The sequence below is a fragment of the Alteromonas macleodii genome, assembly GCF_903772925.1.
Classification (GTDB): domain Bacteria; phylum Pseudomonadota; class Gammaproteobacteria; order Enterobacterales; family Alteromonadaceae; genus Alteromonas; species Alteromonas macleodii_A.
Genome location: NZ_LR812090.1, coordinates 50,499 through 66,188, shown reverse-complemented (window position 1 = coordinate 66,188; position 15,690 = coordinate 50,499). Strand labels below are relative to the sequence as shown.

Genomic DNA, 15,690 nt, shown 5'->3' with positions numbered 1-15,690 from the left:
AGTTTTACCTTACGATAAAAAAATTAAACGAGGAACGGCGCAACTTTTTGCTTAACCATGTCTACGGTAATTTTTTCCATTAACTGGCTTCCTTTGGCTCGCGTTCCCCACGGTAAGGCGCTCCAAGGCTTCCCTTTTTGCTCTTCTATGCATTCATCATAAACCGATACCAACCTTTCAAGATTGTTGTAAGGCCCTGTTCTACGTGGATTAGAGTGTGCGTATAGCCCAATAACAGGCGTGCCCACGGTAGTTGCCATGTGAGCAGGCCCAGTATCTGGTGCAATAACTAGGTGAGCATGCTTTAGTAACATAAGCAGCTGATGCAATGTTGTTTGCCCAGTAAAGTCTTTAAGCGGATATTTCACACTCGCTTTAATTGCATCAGCAGTTTTGCGGTCTAAATCTCCTGGACCGCCGCATAATATCACGGTGACACCGTCCTCTTGGATATAGTCAGCAATACTTGCGTATCGTTGCGGCAACCAATTTCTTTCAGCCTTACTTGCCGCTGGTGAAATAACGACATATTTACCCAAGGTTTTAGCTTGTTCTTCTCCCCACTTTGCATCTTCTGATGCAACTGGAATGTTCCAAGAAACTGCTTTTGGCTCAGGTACGCCCAATGCATCGGCGAAATCCATAAAACCTTTAAGCACATGAGCGTGCTTTGTGGCAGCCACCCGTTTATTGGCAAACAACCAGTGCAGCTCCTTACTCCGTGCCCAGTCAAAACCGATGCGCTGTTTGGCTTTAATCACTCGCGAAGCTAAGTTTGCCCGTAGTGCCACCTGCATCATTAATAAAGCATCAAAAGTTTCACCGGCCACTTGTGCTTTGAGCGACTCCACTGCAGCTTTCCCTTTTGACTTATCAAAAATAATAAACCGTACGTTTGGCATCAGCTTCACCAGCTGATACTCCACTTTCCCTATTACCCACGTAATTTCAGCATCGCGCCACTGTGATTGAATTCGAGTAACCATAGCGACGGCATGACACACATCCCCAATGGCCGATAAGCGCATTAAACAAATCTTTTTTCCCACAGAAGCTCTCTCGTTGCTGAAAAACCAAAATAAATCATTAGAATATGAAATTTACCATAAGTTGTGGGCAACATGGCGACAATGCGACGAGACATAGGTGCTGGACACCACTTTATTTTCGATAACACCTTGGTCAGTCAGCCTAATACAGAAATGTTCAGCCCTGAATTTTGGCAGCTACAAAACAAGATAACAGGTCAAGCTAAGGGACGTGGTACAACCATCTTCATTGAGCATGAAGGTCAGCACTGGGTTTTACGACACTTTATGCGTGGCGGTCTGATAGGTAAGCTACTTAGTGACCAGTACTTTTTTAATGGTATCGAACGCTCTAGGCCTTTTGAAGAGTTTACATTGCTCGAATACATGCGAGGTGAAGGTCTTTTAGTACCTATACCTGTCGCTGCACGTATCCACCGCAGGGGCTTGATTTATCGGGGCGATATAATCACCCTTAACATACCTAATAGCCAAGATCTGCACCACGTTTTGTGCCAGCAGCCCTTATCAAAAAACGAATGGCATGAAGTGGGACGAGCGCTGGCTCGAATGCACAATTGCCAGGTTTATCATCACGATGCGAATATTCGAAATATTATGATTGATAGCGATAAGCAAATTTGGCTTATCGACTTTGACCGCTGTTCGATACGCAAAGGGGAAAGCTGGAAACAAAGTAACCTAGATCGTCTATTGCGCTCTTTGCATAAAGAGCAAGCCAAAAACCCGGTATTTCACTGGAAAGAAGACGATTGGACGGCATGCTTAGATGGCTATAACGAATTGGTGAAGCGTTAAAAACCGCGAATAATAAACATAATTGCAGCAGTACTTAGCATTACTCGTTAATGTGGTACAGTAGCCCCGTTGAACCTATAAACCCTATACGACAATAAGATTCAATTTATGCACACTAGAGCACTTTATCCAGGTACTTTCGACCCAATCACTAACGGTCATGCAGACCTTATTGAGCGAGCATCTCAGCTATTCTCTCACGTTATCGTGGCTATCGCTTCTAACCCCAGTAAAAAGCCGCTTTTTACATTAGAGGAACGGGTAGAAATGATAAAGAAAGTTACTGCCGATCTGCCTAATGTTGAAGTAGTAGGATTTACTGGTTTACTAGCGGACTTTGCGGATGAACAAAACGCGACTATTTTGATTCGTGGTTTACGCGCGGTATCGGATTTCGAATACGAATTCCAGCTGGCCAATATGAATCGACGCCTAAACCCGAAGCTTGAAAGCGTATTTCTAACTCCAGCTGAAGAAAACTCCTTTATTTCTTCAACTCTAGTGAAAGAAGTAGCCTTACACCGCGGGGCTGTAAGTGGTTTTTGCCACCCCGTAGTAGAGCAAGCGTTAAGAGACAGGCTAGGTAAAAAGAGCTAGGTAAACCGGCGTTGTTCAGTACAGCAGGTTTACAGAGTTATGTTGCTTTAAGCTATCCTTCTAGCTGTAAACCTTTCTAACTATGACTTTTTTTAGCTAAGACTCTTTTTTAGCTATTAGCGCTGGCAGCGAGTACAGAAAAAGGTGTTTCGCTGCCCTATTACCTTGCTTTCAATAGCTTTGCCACACACTTCGCAAGGCTCGCCTTTTCTTCCATATACATTTAAATGCTGTGCAAAGTAGCCCGGCTTACCATCGGTTTGTGCAAAGTCTTTAAGCGTAGTGCCACCTTGCTCGATAGCTTTAGCGAGCACTTTTTTTATATTTGCAGTAAGTGATTTGTAACGAGCGGCACTGATATTGCCCGCGGCTCTTCTCGGGTCGATACCTGCAAGAAACAGGGCTTCGTTCGCATAGATATTGCCCACACCCACAACGATAGCGTTATCCATAATGAAGTTCTTAACCGGACCTTTGCGGTTGCGCGATAAGCTGAACAATCGTTTATCATCAAAGTCGTCTGTAAGGGGTTCAGGGCCTAAGTTGTCAAACATTGCTTGTTGCGTATCGGGCGCCTGAAATAAAACCGCCCCAAAGCGTCTAGGGTCGTTTAAGCGTAAACACTTACCAGTATTTAAAACAATGTCCACGTGGTCGTGTTTCACAATGGGTGTAGTTGCGTCAATGACGCGCAGTTTGCCAGACATACCTAGATGCAAAACCAGTGTACCTGTGGCCGTTTCAATTAGCAGGTATTTCGCTCTACGTTTTACCGCTATTACCTTTTGCCCCTCAACCAGTGAGACTTCCTCTGGTATGGGCCAGCGCATTCTACGTTCTCTTACCACCACCTGAGTAATGGTATTGCCAATTAGATGAGGGGATACGCCCAAACGGCTTACTTCAACTTCTGGTAATTCAGGCATTTATAATGTCCAAGGTAATAATTTATCAAGGTCGGTATTGGTTAATGTGTACCAGTTATTTTCGAATTTGATCACTACCGGTGATGTATTAGGATAAATAGCGTAAACCTTGCCGTCGCTATTACCCGCCAGCCACACCACTACAATAAAGGGCTGTGTATTCAAGACCGATTCAGGTACTTCAGTTGCTGGATTCAACATAGCCCTTTGCCAATGTGAAAACTGCTCATCAGGTTTTACTGCAAGGCTAGTGTTAAGACTTTTTTGACGCCATTGTTGCCCTACACGCTCCAGGCTGTTGTTATCATGCTCAATCTTTAGCACGTAAGCATCTTCAGGCAATAAGCTGCGCGTTTGTACAGGCTCTTTCTTTGGCACCAAACTGTCTAAGTTAAACAGTGCAATCATAATAAGCATTGCAATGATAACGACGTTGTTCATTGCCCGCTGAGAAATTCTTGCCACGCGTTGTTCCTGTAAAATGGTCGACTATAACTACCGGAATATAGTAATACCTCACTCTCTTATAAGCTAACTCAATATTTTTAGTTGGCTTTGGAAATGTATGGGCGTTTGTTTACATAAACCATGGGCCGCTTAGCGACTGACGCTGAGTTTTATGTGTCTTTTTATTTTAGAAGCAGGCATTTTCAGGCTGATGGTAACGTCTGATCTGATATAGACAAGGCCATTATTGGCCTATGATTTATTTGGGATCATTTGTGCGCTACGTTGCGATCTGGCAGAGATCTGAGAGGTATACGAGCAATTGCAAAGGACATAAAGCAAAAAACCCAGCAAAGGCTGGGTTTTCGTGGAGACAAAAGCAAGCTAATTACTTGATTTTGGCCTCTTTGAACATAACGTGCTTACGCACAACGGGATCATACTTTTTGATCTCCATTTTGCCAGGCATGTTACGCTTGTTTTTATCAGTGGTGTAGAAGAAACCTGTACCTGCTGAAGAAACTAGTTTAATTTTATCACGCATTGTCGGCTTCCTTAGATTTTCTCACCACGGGCACGGATATCAGTTAGTACTGAATCAATACCTTTCTTATCGATGATACGCATGCCTTTAGCAGACAAACGTAGTTTTACAAAACGGCTTTCGCTCTCAACCCAAAAACGGTGTGTTTGAAGGTTTGGTAAAAAGCGACGACGAGTCGCATTTCGTGCGTGTGAACGGTTATTACCAACCGTTGGACGCTTACCTGTTACTTGGCATACTCTTGACATTGTATTTGTCTCCAGAACAACGATAACTGTCGCGTCAGTTAATCCCAAGCGCTCAAACAGTGGTTGGGTCAAATGACGTATTACTATAAATTAGAGGGCGCATTTTATACAGCAAAGGCAGGATCATTTCAATAAGAAAGTACAAAAAGGTTACTTTTACGTACTATTTTTGCACAAAATACCACCAGCACTCATTTTTCACGGCCTGTATTGTACTTTTCTCTTCGCAGTTAAGCTACGAATAAATACCCAATCTACACTTTAATTTCGTAGCTGAATTAAAATATCTACAGGCAAAAAAACGCCACATTCACGTGGCGTTTTTCTATTTAGTCAAAAAAAGGCGACCTTGTCTCGGTTAAATCTATCAACCTTGAAGGTCTGCGTAATAGCTGACCACCGTCGCGAGAGATTGGTACCCAAGGGAACAATCCACGTCCTTTCGATGGTTCTAGTAAGAACAAATCGGTAGGAATGGAAATATAGAAGCCTTTAGTAAAACTCCCCTCCCCATATTCTTCTGACGAAACATCAGTGAAGGCAGCGTAAGCTCCTACTATAATGCCGCTATCAAAGCGCTTGGCGTAATCAATATTCACGCCTTTATCTTTCGCCAAGAATTGACCTGCACTAACCGTAATTTGCGTATCATCTAGGAATTCAGGCTGCCAATAGACACTTGCATGACCCGTTATTGTGTCGTAATCCTCTAAGCCTGTTTGGCTGTAAGGGTCACGCTGCTTAACGTAGTTGATATCGATGCCGTAGGCGACATTACTATCGACAGGGCGATAAAGAATTTCACCGCCTACACCAGCAAACATGGTTTCGAGATAACCTGCGTATGCTTGAGCATAAAGATCTTCAGCAATATTGTCTTTGTAATTTAAAAACGCGGTATCTAACCATACATCGTTTTCAGACACATACTCACGAACCCGAGTACGCACACGAGGTAAAGACACGTCTTCACCATCCACTAAGTAATTAAACTTATCGAAGTTATCAAGAAGCGTCACTCGTGCGCTACTCACCACCGAGAAATTTTCATTAAACGCATAGCCACCGTTGAGTAATAGCCCAGTTTGATAAAGATAGAAATCTTCTGGGTTACCAAATGACTGAGTGAAAAAGAAATCGGCGCTATAGAAAATGCCCGACGTATTTTCAGGGTCGTAAGCTTCCATCACTTCTTTAGAAGGTGACGTTCTTATGTAAGTCTCAGCTATTTCTGCATCCACTGACTCATAGCGGGCAGCAGAGATAAAGGCTTCAGCATCTATTTGTGTATCGACCATAGGAATGCCGCCACGACTATCTACCATATGATAAGTTTTAACACTATCAGGCAGCTCAGAAGCCGCTACGCGTCCCACGCGCTCGATAGCTTCACCTTGATCGCGATACTTAACCTGCGTTCCATAGAAAGTCGCACTGTCCTCTTTAATTTCAGCATCAGATAAGATGAAACCACCCGATCTGAAAAGATCATTATAAAGACGCGATTTGTTCACATCTTTAACATTGGACGGGGCATTTCTTCCCATCAAGCTTCTAGGCGCATCATCGAATTTAATCTGAGAGGCGGTATTCATATTGAATCGATATGTAACACCAAAACCAATGGTATTTCCACGTTGGTAATTTAACGAGAAATCAAAGTCTTTGTAGCGATATACCGCGCCCACATTCCACCGAGAGTCTTGCTCTAACTGGCCTGCTCTGTCACGTGAGTAATCGTTCCCTTCAAACTCTAGCTTTAGCGTTAACGGCTCCCAAGGTGTTTGATACTCTACGCCACCAAAGAAGGCTGTGGTACCTTTGAAAAATTGGTCGTAATCTACCTTGCCACCGCGGCCTGAGAACCCGCCAGGACGCTCACAAAAGCTGTCTCTAACCTCACAAAATGGGTTAGTAATATCGTCTGCTGTACCTAAGTACCCCCAGCCTAAGCCTAAGTGGAAATCGAATGGCCCCACCGATTTACTTGCGTTCACGTACTCACTTTCAAAGAAGCCTGTGCCACCAAAGTCTCTAAAGCCAACGCTGATATCAGGTAGGTAATAACTTTCTTTCCAAAGCCTGAATTTAACGTCTAGACCTTTATCTTTTAGGGTTTGGTCGCCACTGAATGATTCAACTTGGCTATATAAACGTGTACGTACGTCGGTATAGCGAGCGGTCGCTTCCATCCAATCATAAAGCTGGATATTAACTGACCAGAAGCGGTATTCACCGTTATCGGTATAGTTGATGGCCATTCCGCCTTCATCTCGCATACGTGCGGTTGGCGTTTGAATAAGGCCGTTACCGCCCTGTACCATTTGCGAAGGGGTTACTCGAATTTGAGTATCAGCGAAGGTGGTAGACGATAATGCGCTGCCAATTACCAGCGCGAGTGTTTTTTTCTTAGATATTTTTTTCTTAGATAATAATTGCGCACTCATTGAGGTAAAACCCTGTGTACTGCTAACGCGGCAACGCGCTCATTTAATTGCTTAAGTTTGTTGCTAAAAAGCTCTGAAGAGATAGGCACATAAACCTGGCTACCCGGCATAAGCTGAGCAAAATCTAAATTCCAGTAAGCAATACCTTTCTCTTCTATATTACCCATGGGGTCAATGACATAAACAACGCTTCTGTCGGCGTCTACCGCCTTTTTAACCGTATGAGCCGCCGTATAAATTGAGGTATCGCTTTGGTGTTGATAAGCGCCTGGCTTTATTACCGCGCCCGAGAAATGCACTACGTTTGGGCGCCCATTCAAACGGATCCAATATTTACCCGGTTGGAACATAGGGTTGTCTTCGAAGAACAACCTAGCTCGGTTGTAAGAAATAGGCATATTGATGCGCGTTGACACCGTCCATGACGACACTTGTTCAAACAAATTTTGCAGTGCTTTGTGAGTGTCTGAGTCTTTATCAAAGCTGGCCAGCAGTTCTCTTATTTGCGACAGCGCTATTTCTTTTTCTCTTTCAGCTGTTGGATTGGTCAAATCAAATGCAGAAGCTGTAGGCCAATACCAATCGCCATTATCAGCCACTATAGACAACACACTTGATAACCTGATTGGTCGGTCGAACTGATAAGTTTGCTTGTTCACCATCACGCTTACAAGACCGTCATTGGCGTACAAACTAGTGGATATAATAAGACCTAAGGCAATAAAAAGCGTAGAAATAAACTTCATTATTGCGTTACTCCTTGTTTGTTCATCTCACGCACTACACGGCTTAAATAAACCATGTCGTATACGTCTCCCTCAGGGCTGAACTTTTGTTTTGTGGCCATCAGCTCTTTCGTATGTTTGTGCAAGAAGTAGGTATTTTCCCACGATAGCCCAACATCTATAAAGGGGGTGTATTCTGAAAAGTCTACGGTTTCTACGACTTTAATAAGGGGCACAGAGAAACCTAGGTATTCGTGATTTTCCTCTCCCACAATACGCCATGAAGAGTCTACTGGAACACCATAGCCAATTGCGTCGATATCCACTTTGCGCTTCCAGCTAAAAGGCAAAACATCATTGGTGGCTAACGGATTATGCTGCAAATTACCTGTATAAAAGAGGTCGTTATCTAAACCTTCCGTTTTAACAATTATGCCGTGGTGCATGGTAAAGATAACTCTATCACCCGATACCCATTTATACTTATCACCATCAATATAGGCTAAGGCAAGAGAGGCTACGTCTCGCTCCCCTGCTTTAATCTGCATAATATCTGCCTTACTCGCCGCGACTTCTTCAACGGTGTAAGTTACTGTGCGGTCTTTTAAAGCAAGTTTAAGCGTATTGTAATAAGCGAGTGTTGTTGTGGAACAACCCGAAAGAGAAAGGCAAAGAAAACCAATAAAGGCCGATAGAATATGTAGTTTCATTAAAGTACGCCGACAAACACTAAGAATGTTGAAATTTTGCTGTAAAAATAAAAAAAGCCGCTAAAAGAAGCGGCTTTTTCGAATACTCTTAAATTTACTGTACGGTCGGCGCGTAAGTAAATGTAACAGGCACAGTAATTGTTTTAGTTACAGTGCTTGTACCAGAAGTAGTAACAGTAACGGTGTTAGTTGTACCAACACATACGCCGTCTACTAGTGGATCATCACCTTCACAAGTTGGTGTAGTTGTGATTGGGCCAGTCGGTGCATCGGCAGAGTTGTTGTTTGCAATACCAGCGACAATACCAGCAGCAACAACACCAGTAGCAATCATGCCACCACTTACACCACCAATACCTGAAGTTCCACCTTCGTTATCTTGTGCGTTAACACCAGCTACCATAGTAGCAGCTGCAAACAATGCAATAATTGACTTCTTCATAACAGTCCTTTAATAAAATTACCCACTAGGTCCTATGCTAAATCATTTTCAACCATTTGACTAGATTATAATCGACAAATGACTTAGAAATCTTATGTTAGCAAGCCACGCTGCGCAAATGAAATAGTTTCTTTATCTCCAACCACAAAATGATCAAGCACGGGCACATCGATCGATGCCATGGCATTTTTGATCTCGGCTGTTAGCCGAATATCTGCATGGCTAGGTTCTGCTACGCCTGAAGGGTGATTATGGACCAAAATGATCGCTGCCGCGTTGTCGATCATAACCTGCTTGATCAATTCTCTCGGATACACTGCAGCGCTATTGATCGTTCCGTTAAACATGGTACGAAAAGCTATAAGTTGATGCTGGCTATCAAGCATCAAAAGCGCAAACTTTTCCCTCTCGCAGTCTCTTAATTTTGCCTGCAAGTAACGCTTAGTGTCATCTACGTTGTTAAATACATCTTGGCGTTTGAGTTTTATTTCCAAATTGCGCTTAAAAATTTCAAACCCTGCTTGGAACTGGGCATACTTACACGGCCCAATACCTGACACTTTTGAATAGCTTTCTTTCGTTGCGGTTACCACTCCTCGTAAACATCCGAGTTCGTTTAACAATTCATGCGCTACAGATAAGGCGCTTTTTCCTTTAACCCCTTTGCCCAGCAACACGGCGAGCAACTCAGCATCACTTAAGCTTTCTGCACCGTGCTGTAGTAGCTTTTCTCTTGGCCTTTCGCTTATCGGCCATACTTTTATCGACATGTACTTAGTCCGTTAACTCAATAAAACAGTGGTTATAGATGAATTGAAAGAGATTAACGACTGTATAAAAGGCGGGTTTCTTCTTTTGAAGTTGAGCAGATAAAAGACAAACAGTACCCAAACGCCAAGATCGACTTTTGTTCAGCTATCCGATTTTTTGTCACCATGGTAGGCTAATATTAATATTTAGATTTCGTGTTCTTTTATGTCTATTGCTAATAAAAACATTTTGCTGGGCGTGACGGGTGGTATTGCCGCATATAAAGCTCCAGATTTAGTGCGAAAACTCACCGCATTAGGTGCAAACGTACGTGTTGTTGTCACCGACTCTGCCGCAGAGTTTGTGAGCACTTTATCGCTTCAAGCTGTGTCGGGAAACCCGGTGCATCAGCATCTTCTAGACCCGGCTGCTGAAGCCGCGATGGGTCATATCGAATTAGCAAAATGGGCCGACATCCTACTTATCGCGCCAGCCACAGCAAACACTATCGCTAAACTTGCTCACGGCATGGCAGATGATTTATTAACTACGCTTTACTTGGCCACAACCGCTACGCTTTTTGTAGCCCCAGCCATGAACCAGCAAATGTGGAAAGCATCGGCGACACAGCGCAATATTACTAGTCTTCAAAAAGACGGTGTAACCTTTATTGGCCCAGCAAGTGGTGAGCAAGCTTGTGGTGATGTAGGCTCAGGCCGCATGGTTGAACCTGTAGATATCGCCAATGCATTAAATGACAATGAAGATAAGTCTTCAGAGTTGGCATTAGCATTAACAAGCCTAGCGGGAAAACAAATTACCATTACTGCAGGGCCAACCAGAGAGCCGTTAGACCCGGTACGCTATATCTCTAATCACAGCTCTGGAAAGATGGGGTTTGCCATTGCGCAAGCTGCGGCTCAAGCGGGCGCGAACGTAACGCTAGTTGCTGGCCCTGTAACGCTTTCTACGCCAGCCCTTTGTAACCGTATTGATGTTACTACTGCAGATGAAATGCTTAAGGCTTGTGAAAAACTTGTACCTTCTACAGATATTTTTATCAGTACCGCTGCGGTTGCCGACTATAGGGCATGCACAGTGGCGGACAATAAAATAAAGAAAACAGGTGATGAGTTAACACTTACTTTTGTTAAAAACCCTGATATTCTAGCAACTGTATCTAACAGACAAGACCGTCCATTTTGCGTAGGCTTTGCAGCTGAAAGCCAAAATGTGGAAGATTATGCCCGCGGCAAGCTTGCTAGAAAGAAGCTAGATATGATTGCGGCAAATGATATAACGGCTGAAGGTCTAGGGTTTAATAGCGATAAAAACGCGCTGCATGTAATATGGCAAGACGGCGATAAAAAATTGCCTGCCACCAGCAAAAATGCGTTAGCCGAGCAGCTGCTAGCGCTCATTGCAGAACGTTTCGCTTTCAACAATAAAAACTAACAGATACTTATTAAGTGTCGATAATAAAAACGATAAATATAAACGCTTTGGCGTAAGCCAACTTAACATGGAGCCCGGGTTGCTATAACTCGGTAGCGGAGGAACCACTTTCGTCATGCCTGCTGTCAAAAAAACAAATCGCAGAGCCCAAATTCTGCAAGCACTTGCTGGAATGTTGGAAACCAGCCCAGGTCAACGTATCACTACTGCTAAGTTAGCGGAAAAAGTCGGCGTGTCTGAAGCGGCGCTGTATCGTCATTTTCCCAGTAAAGCGCGAATGTTTGAAGGGCTTATTGAATTTATTGAAGAAACGCTTTTTACGCGTATCAACAAAATTGTTAACGAAGAAAAAGACTCGCTCACGCGCTGTCAGCTAATCCTTCACCTTATTTTAGGCTTTGCCGAGAAGAACCCAGGCATTACCCGTATTTTGAACGGCGATGCGTTAATGGGTGAGCAAGACCGACTACGTGCGCGTATCGCTAAGCTTTTTGAGCGTTTAGAAACCCAGCTTAAACAAGTGCTAAGAGAGCGCAAGCTGCGTGAAGGGAAAACCCTTTCCGCCGATGAAGCGATTATCGCCAACATGATGATTTGCTATACAGATGGACGTATCAACGGCTTTATTCGCAGTGGCTTTACCCGCAAACCCACTGAGCAATTCAATGAACAATGGGCCGCGTTTAAACAAATGTTTGTGTAAGGCGGAAAATTTAAACTAAGCATCAGTTTTTTGTTTTTGCATATTACTGATGCTTTATTCTGGTCCATTACAACACAACTATTCGCAGTTAGTTTTTCTCAATATAATCAACTATGCGTAGCGAGCTTTTACCATCAGTAGGACCTACGTGATCTTCGGTATATGCCTCACGCTCTTCTTTATATAAATCTCTATTTTCTAATTGCTTTTCTATCGCGCCTCGTAGTTCTTTATAGCTGTTTATATGAAGCCCAATATTTTGATAAATCACGTTATCTTTACCAAAGCGCTTCTTGAAGCGGTACTTGAAAATCCCCCGATATGACCACTTCAACTTAAAGAAATTACATACGATCACAGGTTTAGTTAACGCGACAAACTCAAAGAGTGTGCTCGATGCTTCACTGACCAAAATATCTGCTTCTTTCATAAATGGAAGTAACGATATGTCTGTTTCGGTTGCTACATAGGTGTTACTAAACTCTTCCCACTTTTTCAGTTTTTTCCGCTGATTTTTATAAGCTTCACGGGAGTAGGTAAAGGTGTGAGGCTTGATAAGAATATTGAAATCAGGAAAGTGGCTGGGCCAATTGTCAGGAAAACACTCAAGTGAACTTGGGTTAAACGTGGGAGCAAACAATAGGGTCGGCTTATTCTCATCTAAACCCAGTTCATTGTACTTTAAACCTTTTTCTGTATTGTTGAATAAGGGGTCGAGCTTGGAAAAGCCAACCTGAACAAACTCGTCATTCGGGTATAGCTCTCTAATCTTAGCTAAACGTAATTTACCCTCTATAAACCTAACAGTCATAGGCGTAGCTGATTTGTGATAGTAGCTAGGTTTAGGCCCAATACCATGACCGAGTTGGGCGGTTTTACTGGCTTTGTGAATATCATCTAAGTAAGGAAAGCCATTGCCAAAGAAAATCCAGTCAGGGGTCTCTTTCAAATAAAAATCTCTGGCTGCTTTATCGTCATCTACCCAGCAAAACTCATAGCCTAGCGACAATAAAACTTGTTCGAATTTCTGAACGTTGTTTTTATTGCTATAGCAAACGAGTTGAACTTTATGACCGCGTTTAGCAAGTTCTTCACATATAGGAATAAATTGAGGTAAGTAATATACATTAACGGTGTCAAAAGCTATTTTCATAAATTTTCGTATTATTATTTATTGTAAGTATCAAAAAGAAATAAGCGACTGTGCGTAATACGTTATTTGTATTACAGTGTGCAAAATGCCATTCATAAAAAATGATCTATGCTTAACACTACCTTATCTAAATTTGGTTATCCCGATAATCTTCTTAAAACATACGACTACTGGCATGTTTTACTCAGACCTGGACAGGTAACCCTTGGTTCATTAGTTCTTATTTGTAAAGAAAATGTCTTTAACTATTCTGATATTTCAGAAGAGGCGGCTAGAGAACAAAAGATCGTTGTTGCGGATATAGAAAAAGTGCTCAAAAAGCGCTTCAACTTCTGCAAAATAAACTATTTAATGTTAATGATGGTAGATCCTGCTGTCCATTTTCACGTTATCCCCCGTTATGAACATCCAGTAATTTTTTGCGAAGAATCTTTTGAAGACAAACACTGGCCCAAGCCACCTGTCTTAAGCGAAAAGCTTGAATTAGATGATGATTATTTTGCTGAATTAAGAGCAACGTTACGCGCTGACTTTGCATTACTTTCATCTACGAACACATCCGAGACGGGCAAAAAATATCAAAGAATGTATACGTCAGGCTGCTTTGACATTTTTCACCAAGGGCATCTAAATATACTGAAGAAGACAAAAGCGCTTTGTGATTATTTGATTGTAGGTGTCTCTACCGACGAGCTTATCGAGAAGTCTAAAGGACGCCCACCACTTATTCCGTTTGAAGAACGAATTTCCATCCTCGAGTCTAACCGATATGTGGATGAAGTTATCCCTCAGGTGGATAAAAACAAACAAAGAGTGGTAGATGAATATAACATTGATGCGATTTCAGTGGGTTCTGATTGGAAAGGAAAATACCCTAGCGTAACCTGCGACATGGTCTATTTCGATTATACCCCCAACGTTAGCTCTACCGTGCTTAAAAGAAAGCTATAACAAATGTATGAGCTAGCAGTGATCTGCTAGCTCATACATAGGCGTTTACTTACTAAACGTGTTACCGAAGAAGTCGCCCTCGTTCCATTTCGGCTTATCTTTTTGGTTTGCTAATGTCCAACCGATTTGTGCGTTAACTTTGGTGAACGTCTCCGCAGCATTCCAGTTGAAAGGCTGATTAATATCATCACTAGGCTTGTGATAGTGCGTAGATAAGAACTGGCCAAACACCTTGCTGCCATCTACGTTAGGATCTTTTGATTTAAGACCAGGCACCATAAATACTGAAGGTACGCCTTGTTTTACAAACGCATAGTGGTCTGAGCGAGTGAAAAGTGCCTGCTCTGGCCACGGGTCCGGGCTTAGCTCGATATCTGCGTTAGCAGCAGCTTTTTCCACTGATTCTTGCAAATCACTATGGTTAGCACCAAAGGCTATAACATCAGCAAACTCGTAGGTCAGAATTGGCATATCTAGGTTTACGTTTGCCACCATTGATGTAACAGGTACGGTTGGGTTACGGGCAAAATAGTCTGCACCTAACAGGCCTTTCTCTTCCCCGGTTACCGACACGAAAAGAATTGAACGCTTTGGCTTTTCTTTCATTTCGCTAAACAGGCGTGCAGTTTCTAACATCACTGACGTACCAGACGCATTGTCCATGGCGCCATTGTTGATGTTGTCTTTCTTCACTGTTTTAGCAAAACCAATGTGATCAGAGTGAGCAGAGAAAACCACGTACTCGTTTTTAAGCTCAGGGTCTGAGCCTTCAAGTACACCCACAACATTCGGGCTTGTAATGGTGTCGTGTACGCTCTTCTTGCTGATATCTACCACACCGTTTAACGCAAAACCTTGCGGTACTTTATCTGCTTCAAGCTGTGCATAAACGTCATCAAGGCTCTTTTCTGCGCCTTCAAATAACTTACGCGCAGCCCCTTCACTCATGTAAGCTCCGCCTTTAAGCTGAGAAAAGCTGTTAGCAGGCTCGCCGCTATCATCTAACCAGGCCATACGCGGCGTATGAATATAGTTCAAACGGCTTTGATAAGGGCGTACTTTTTCATTTTTAGGTGTAGTGATAGTGATCATGCCAATAGCACCATTGTCTACCGCATACTTTTGCTTTTGATAGCCAGACGCAAAGTGAGCGCCCTCTTCTGATGGAAAGTCACTTGGCTTACCCGCTAGCGCCACAACAATTTTACCTTCTACATCTAGGTCTTTGTAATCGTTGTGAGATAACTCATCAGCCACAATACCGTAACCTACGAATACCATTTCACCTTTTACATTGGCCTCAGTGCTGAGCAAACTCGGGCTAGCTAAATACTCTTTCGGATAATCAAAATCGATGGTCTCGCCGTTTTGGGTGAAGGTAAACTTAGGAGACTCTTGAACTAGGTTGGCTTTACGAAACGATACGTTTTGTACGTAACCATCTGTACCTGCCGGCTTTAAGCCATATTTGGCAAATTCGGTAGCAATGTAAAGCGCCGCAATTTCATGGCCGCGAGAGCCCGTATCACGACCTTCAAGCAAATCATCGGCTAAGAAAAACAGGTGTGATTTAATTCGCTGTGTATCAGGGTTAAAAGCATTGTCTGTCGATGCGTGGTTATGCGCAGTGGCAGCAAAGGTCATTGCCGTCATCGCACTACCTATCAGTAGTTTTTTTATCATTTTAATTTCACCGTATAACTAAGTGTGCATCATGGTAACGCAGTTAATAGGCGAAATACCAT

Annotated in this window: 17 protein-coding genes; 5 read left to right on the top strand and 12 right to left on the bottom strand. The window is 42.9% G+C overall.

The genetic code is table 11. The annotated features are described in order from the left end of the window. Positions 1-23 precede the first annotated feature (23 nt). Positions 24-1,049: a glycosyltransferase family 9 protein gene (locus PCAR9_RS00305; RefSeq protein WP_332066553.1), complete on the bottom strand. Its 1,026-nt coding sequence runs from the start codon at positions 1,047-1,049 to the stop codon at positions 24-26. A 72-nt stretch (positions 1,050-1,121) separates the two neighbouring features. Between PCAR9_RS00305 and PCAR9_RS00300 the strand changes: the two genes are divergently transcribed. Together PCAR9_RS00300 and coaD are read left to right on the top strand one after the other, a co-directional pair. Continuing rightward, positions 1,122-1,847 (top strand): 3-deoxy-D-manno-octulosonic acid kinase, encoded by a 726-nt coding sequence (locus PCAR9_RS00300; RefSeq protein ID WP_232091077.1) that lies wholly within the window; start codon positions 1,122-1,124, stop codon positions 1,845-1,847. A 108-nt stretch (positions 1,848-1,955) separates the two neighbouring features. After that, positions 1,956-2,444, top strand: coding sequence for a pantetheine-phosphate adenylyltransferase (gene coaD / locus PCAR9_RS00295; RefSeq protein ID WP_179981907.1), 489 nt, complete (start codon positions 1,956-1,958; stop codon positions 2,442-2,444). 116 nt (positions 2,445-2,560) lie between these two features. Here coaD and mutM read toward each other — a convergent pair whose 3' ends face one another. The 9 genes from mutM to radC all read right to left on the bottom strand — a co-directional run bounded on the left by mutM (position 2,561) and on the right by radC (position 9,703). Then, the gene (gene mutM / locus PCAR9_RS00290) at positions 2,561-3,370 is read right to left on the bottom strand and encodes a bifunctional DNA-formamidopyrimidine glycosylase/DNA-(apurinic or apyrimidinic site) lyase (RefSeq protein ID WP_179981906.1); all 810 of its coding nucleotides are present in this window, start codon (positions 3,368-3,370) and stop codon (positions 2,561-2,563) included. Further along, positions 3,371-3,835, bottom strand: coding sequence for a hypothetical protein (locus PCAR9_RS00285; RefSeq protein WP_179981905.1), 465 nt, complete (start codon positions 3,833-3,835; stop codon positions 3,371-3,373). 370 nt (positions 3,836-4,205) lie between these two features. Then, complete coding sequence (gene rpmG, locus PCAR9_RS00280; RefSeq protein ID WP_012516577.1) at positions 4,206-4,361, bottom strand: 50S ribosomal protein L33; 156 nt, start codon at positions 4,359-4,361, stop codon at positions 4,206-4,208. Positions 4,362-4,372: 11 nt separating this feature from the next. After that, positions 4,373-4,609: a 50S ribosomal protein L28 gene (gene rpmB, locus PCAR9_RS00275; protein ID WP_012516576.1), complete on the bottom strand. Its 237-nt coding sequence runs from the start codon at positions 4,607-4,609 to the stop codon at positions 4,373-4,375. A gap of 329 nt (positions 4,610-4,938) precedes the next feature. Next, positions 4,939-7,056: a YjbH domain-containing protein gene (locus PCAR9_RS00270; protein ID WP_179981904.1), complete on the bottom strand. Its 2,118-nt coding sequence runs from the start codon at positions 7,054-7,056 to the stop codon at positions 4,939-4,941. Continuing rightward, entirely contained in the window at positions 7,053-7,802 is a 750-nt protein-coding gene (locus PCAR9_RS00265; RefSeq protein ID WP_179981903.1) for a capsule biosynthesis GfcC family protein, read from the bottom strand. Before PCAR9_RS00265 ends, PCAR9_RS00270 begins: the two co-directional genes overlap by 4 nt. Beyond that, positions 7,802-8,491, bottom strand: a complete 690-nt coding sequence (locus PCAR9_RS00260) for a YjbF family lipoprotein (RefSeq protein ID WP_179981902.1) — start codon at positions 8,489-8,491, stop codon at positions 7,802-7,804. Before PCAR9_RS00260 ends, PCAR9_RS00265 begins: the two co-directional genes overlap by 1 nt. 94 nt (positions 8,492-8,585) lie before the next feature. Beyond that, a complete protein-coding gene (locus PCAR9_RS00255; protein ID WP_179981901.1) occupies positions 8,586-8,933 on the bottom strand; it encodes a hypothetical protein in 348 nt (115 codons plus the stop codon). Between the two features lie 92 nt (positions 8,934-9,025). Beyond that, positions 9,026-9,703 carry a RadC family protein gene (gene radC / locus PCAR9_RS00250; RefSeq protein ID WP_179981900.1) on the bottom strand — a complete coding sequence of 226 codons (678 nt, stop codon included), beginning with the start codon at positions 9,701-9,703 and terminating at the stop codon, positions 9,026-9,028. Between the two features lie 205 nt (positions 9,704-9,908). On the opposite strand from radC, the gene coaBC reads away from it, so the two are divergent. After that, positions 9,909-11,138, top strand: coding sequence for a bifunctional phosphopantothenoylcysteine decarboxylase/phosphopantothenate--cysteine ligase CoaBC (gene coaBC / locus PCAR9_RS00245; protein ID WP_179981899.1), 1,230 nt, complete (start codon positions 9,909-9,911; stop codon positions 11,136-11,138). A 115-nt stretch (positions 11,139-11,253) separates the two neighbouring features. After that, positions 11,254-11,841 carry a nucleoid occlusion factor SlmA gene (slmA, locus tag PCAR9_RS00240; RefSeq protein WP_012516568.1) on the top strand — a complete coding sequence of 196 codons (588 nt, stop codon included), beginning with the start codon at positions 11,254-11,256 and terminating at the stop codon, positions 11,839-11,841. A gap of 88 nt (positions 11,842-11,929) precedes the next feature. On the opposite strand, the gene PCAR9_RS00235 is transcribed toward slmA, so the two are convergent. Continuing rightward, positions 11,930-12,994, bottom strand: a complete 1,065-nt coding sequence (locus PCAR9_RS00235) for a CDP-glycerol glycerophosphotransferase family protein (RefSeq protein WP_179981898.1) — start codon at positions 12,992-12,994, stop codon at positions 11,930-11,932. Between the two features lie 108 nt (positions 12,995-13,102). Here PCAR9_RS00235 and PCAR9_RS00230 point away from each other — a divergent pair, with 108 nt between their 5' ends. Continuing rightward, positions 13,103-13,945 carry an adenylyltransferase/cytidyltransferase family protein gene (locus tag PCAR9_RS00230; protein ID WP_197964229.1) on the top strand — a complete coding sequence of 281 codons (843 nt, stop codon included), beginning with the start codon at positions 13,103-13,105 and terminating at the stop codon, positions 13,943-13,945. Positions 13,946-13,990: 45 nt separating this feature from the next. Here PCAR9_RS00230 and PCAR9_RS00225 read toward each other — a convergent pair whose 3' ends face one another. After that, a complete protein-coding gene (locus PCAR9_RS00225) occupies positions 13,991-15,628 on the bottom strand; it encodes a M28 family metallopeptidase (protein WP_179981897.1) in 1,638 nt (545 codons plus the stop codon). Positions 15,629-15,690: the final 62 nt, after the last annotated feature.

Coding starts and splice junctions, on each gene's coding strand:
- PCAR9_RS00300 (WP_232091077.1), top strand. CDS start 1,122: ATGGCGACAATGCGACGAGACATAGGTGCTGGACACCACTTTATTTTC.
- coaD (WP_179981907.1), top strand. CDS start 1,956: ATGCACACTAGAGCACTTTATCCAGGTACTTTCGACCCAATCACTAAC.
- mutM (WP_179981906.1), bottom strand. CDS start 3,370: ATGCCTGAATTACCAGAAGTTGAAGTAAGCCGTTTGGGCGTATCCCCT.
- rpmG (WP_012516577.1), bottom strand. CDS start 4,361: ATGCGTGATAAAATTAAACTAGTTTCTTCAGCAGGTACAGGTTTCTTC.
- rpmB (WP_012516576.1), bottom strand. CDS start 4,609: ATGTCAAGAGTATGCCAAGTAACAGGTAAGCGTCCAACGGTTGGTAAT.
- PCAR9_RS00270 (WP_179981904.1), bottom strand. CDS start 7,056: ATGAGTGCGCAATTATTATCTAAGAAAAAAATATCTAAGAAAAAAACA.
- PCAR9_RS00265 (WP_179981903.1), bottom strand. CDS start 7,802: ATGAAGTTTATTTCTACGCTTTTTATTGCCTTAGGTCTTATTATATCC.
- PCAR9_RS00260 (WP_179981902.1), bottom strand. CDS start 8,491: ATGAAACTACATATTCTATCGGCCTTTATTGGTTTTCTTTGCCTTTCT.
- PCAR9_RS00255 (WP_179981901.1), bottom strand. CDS start 8,933: ATGAAGAAGTCAATTATTGCATTGTTTGCAGCTGCTACTATGGTAGCT.
- radC (WP_179981900.1), bottom strand. CDS start 9,703: ATGTCGATAAAAGTATGGCCGATAAGCGAAAGGCCAAGAGAAAAGCTA.
- coaBC (WP_179981899.1), top strand. CDS start 9,909: ATGTCTATTGCTAATAAAAACATTTTGCTGGGCGTGACGGGTGGTATT.
- slmA (WP_012516568.1), top strand. CDS start 11,254: ATGCCTGCTGTCAAAAAAACAAATCGCAGAGCCCAAATTCTGCAAGCA.
- PCAR9_RS00235 (WP_179981898.1), bottom strand. CDS start 12,994: ATGAAAATAGCTTTTGACACCGTTAATGTATATTACTTACCTCAATTT.
- PCAR9_RS00230 (WP_197964229.1), top strand. CDS start 13,103: ATGCTTAACACTACCTTATCTAAATTTGGTTATCCCGATAATCTTCTT.
- PCAR9_RS00225 (WP_179981897.1), bottom strand. CDS start 15,628: ATGATAAAAAAACTACTGATAGGTAGTGCGATGACGGCAATGACCTTT.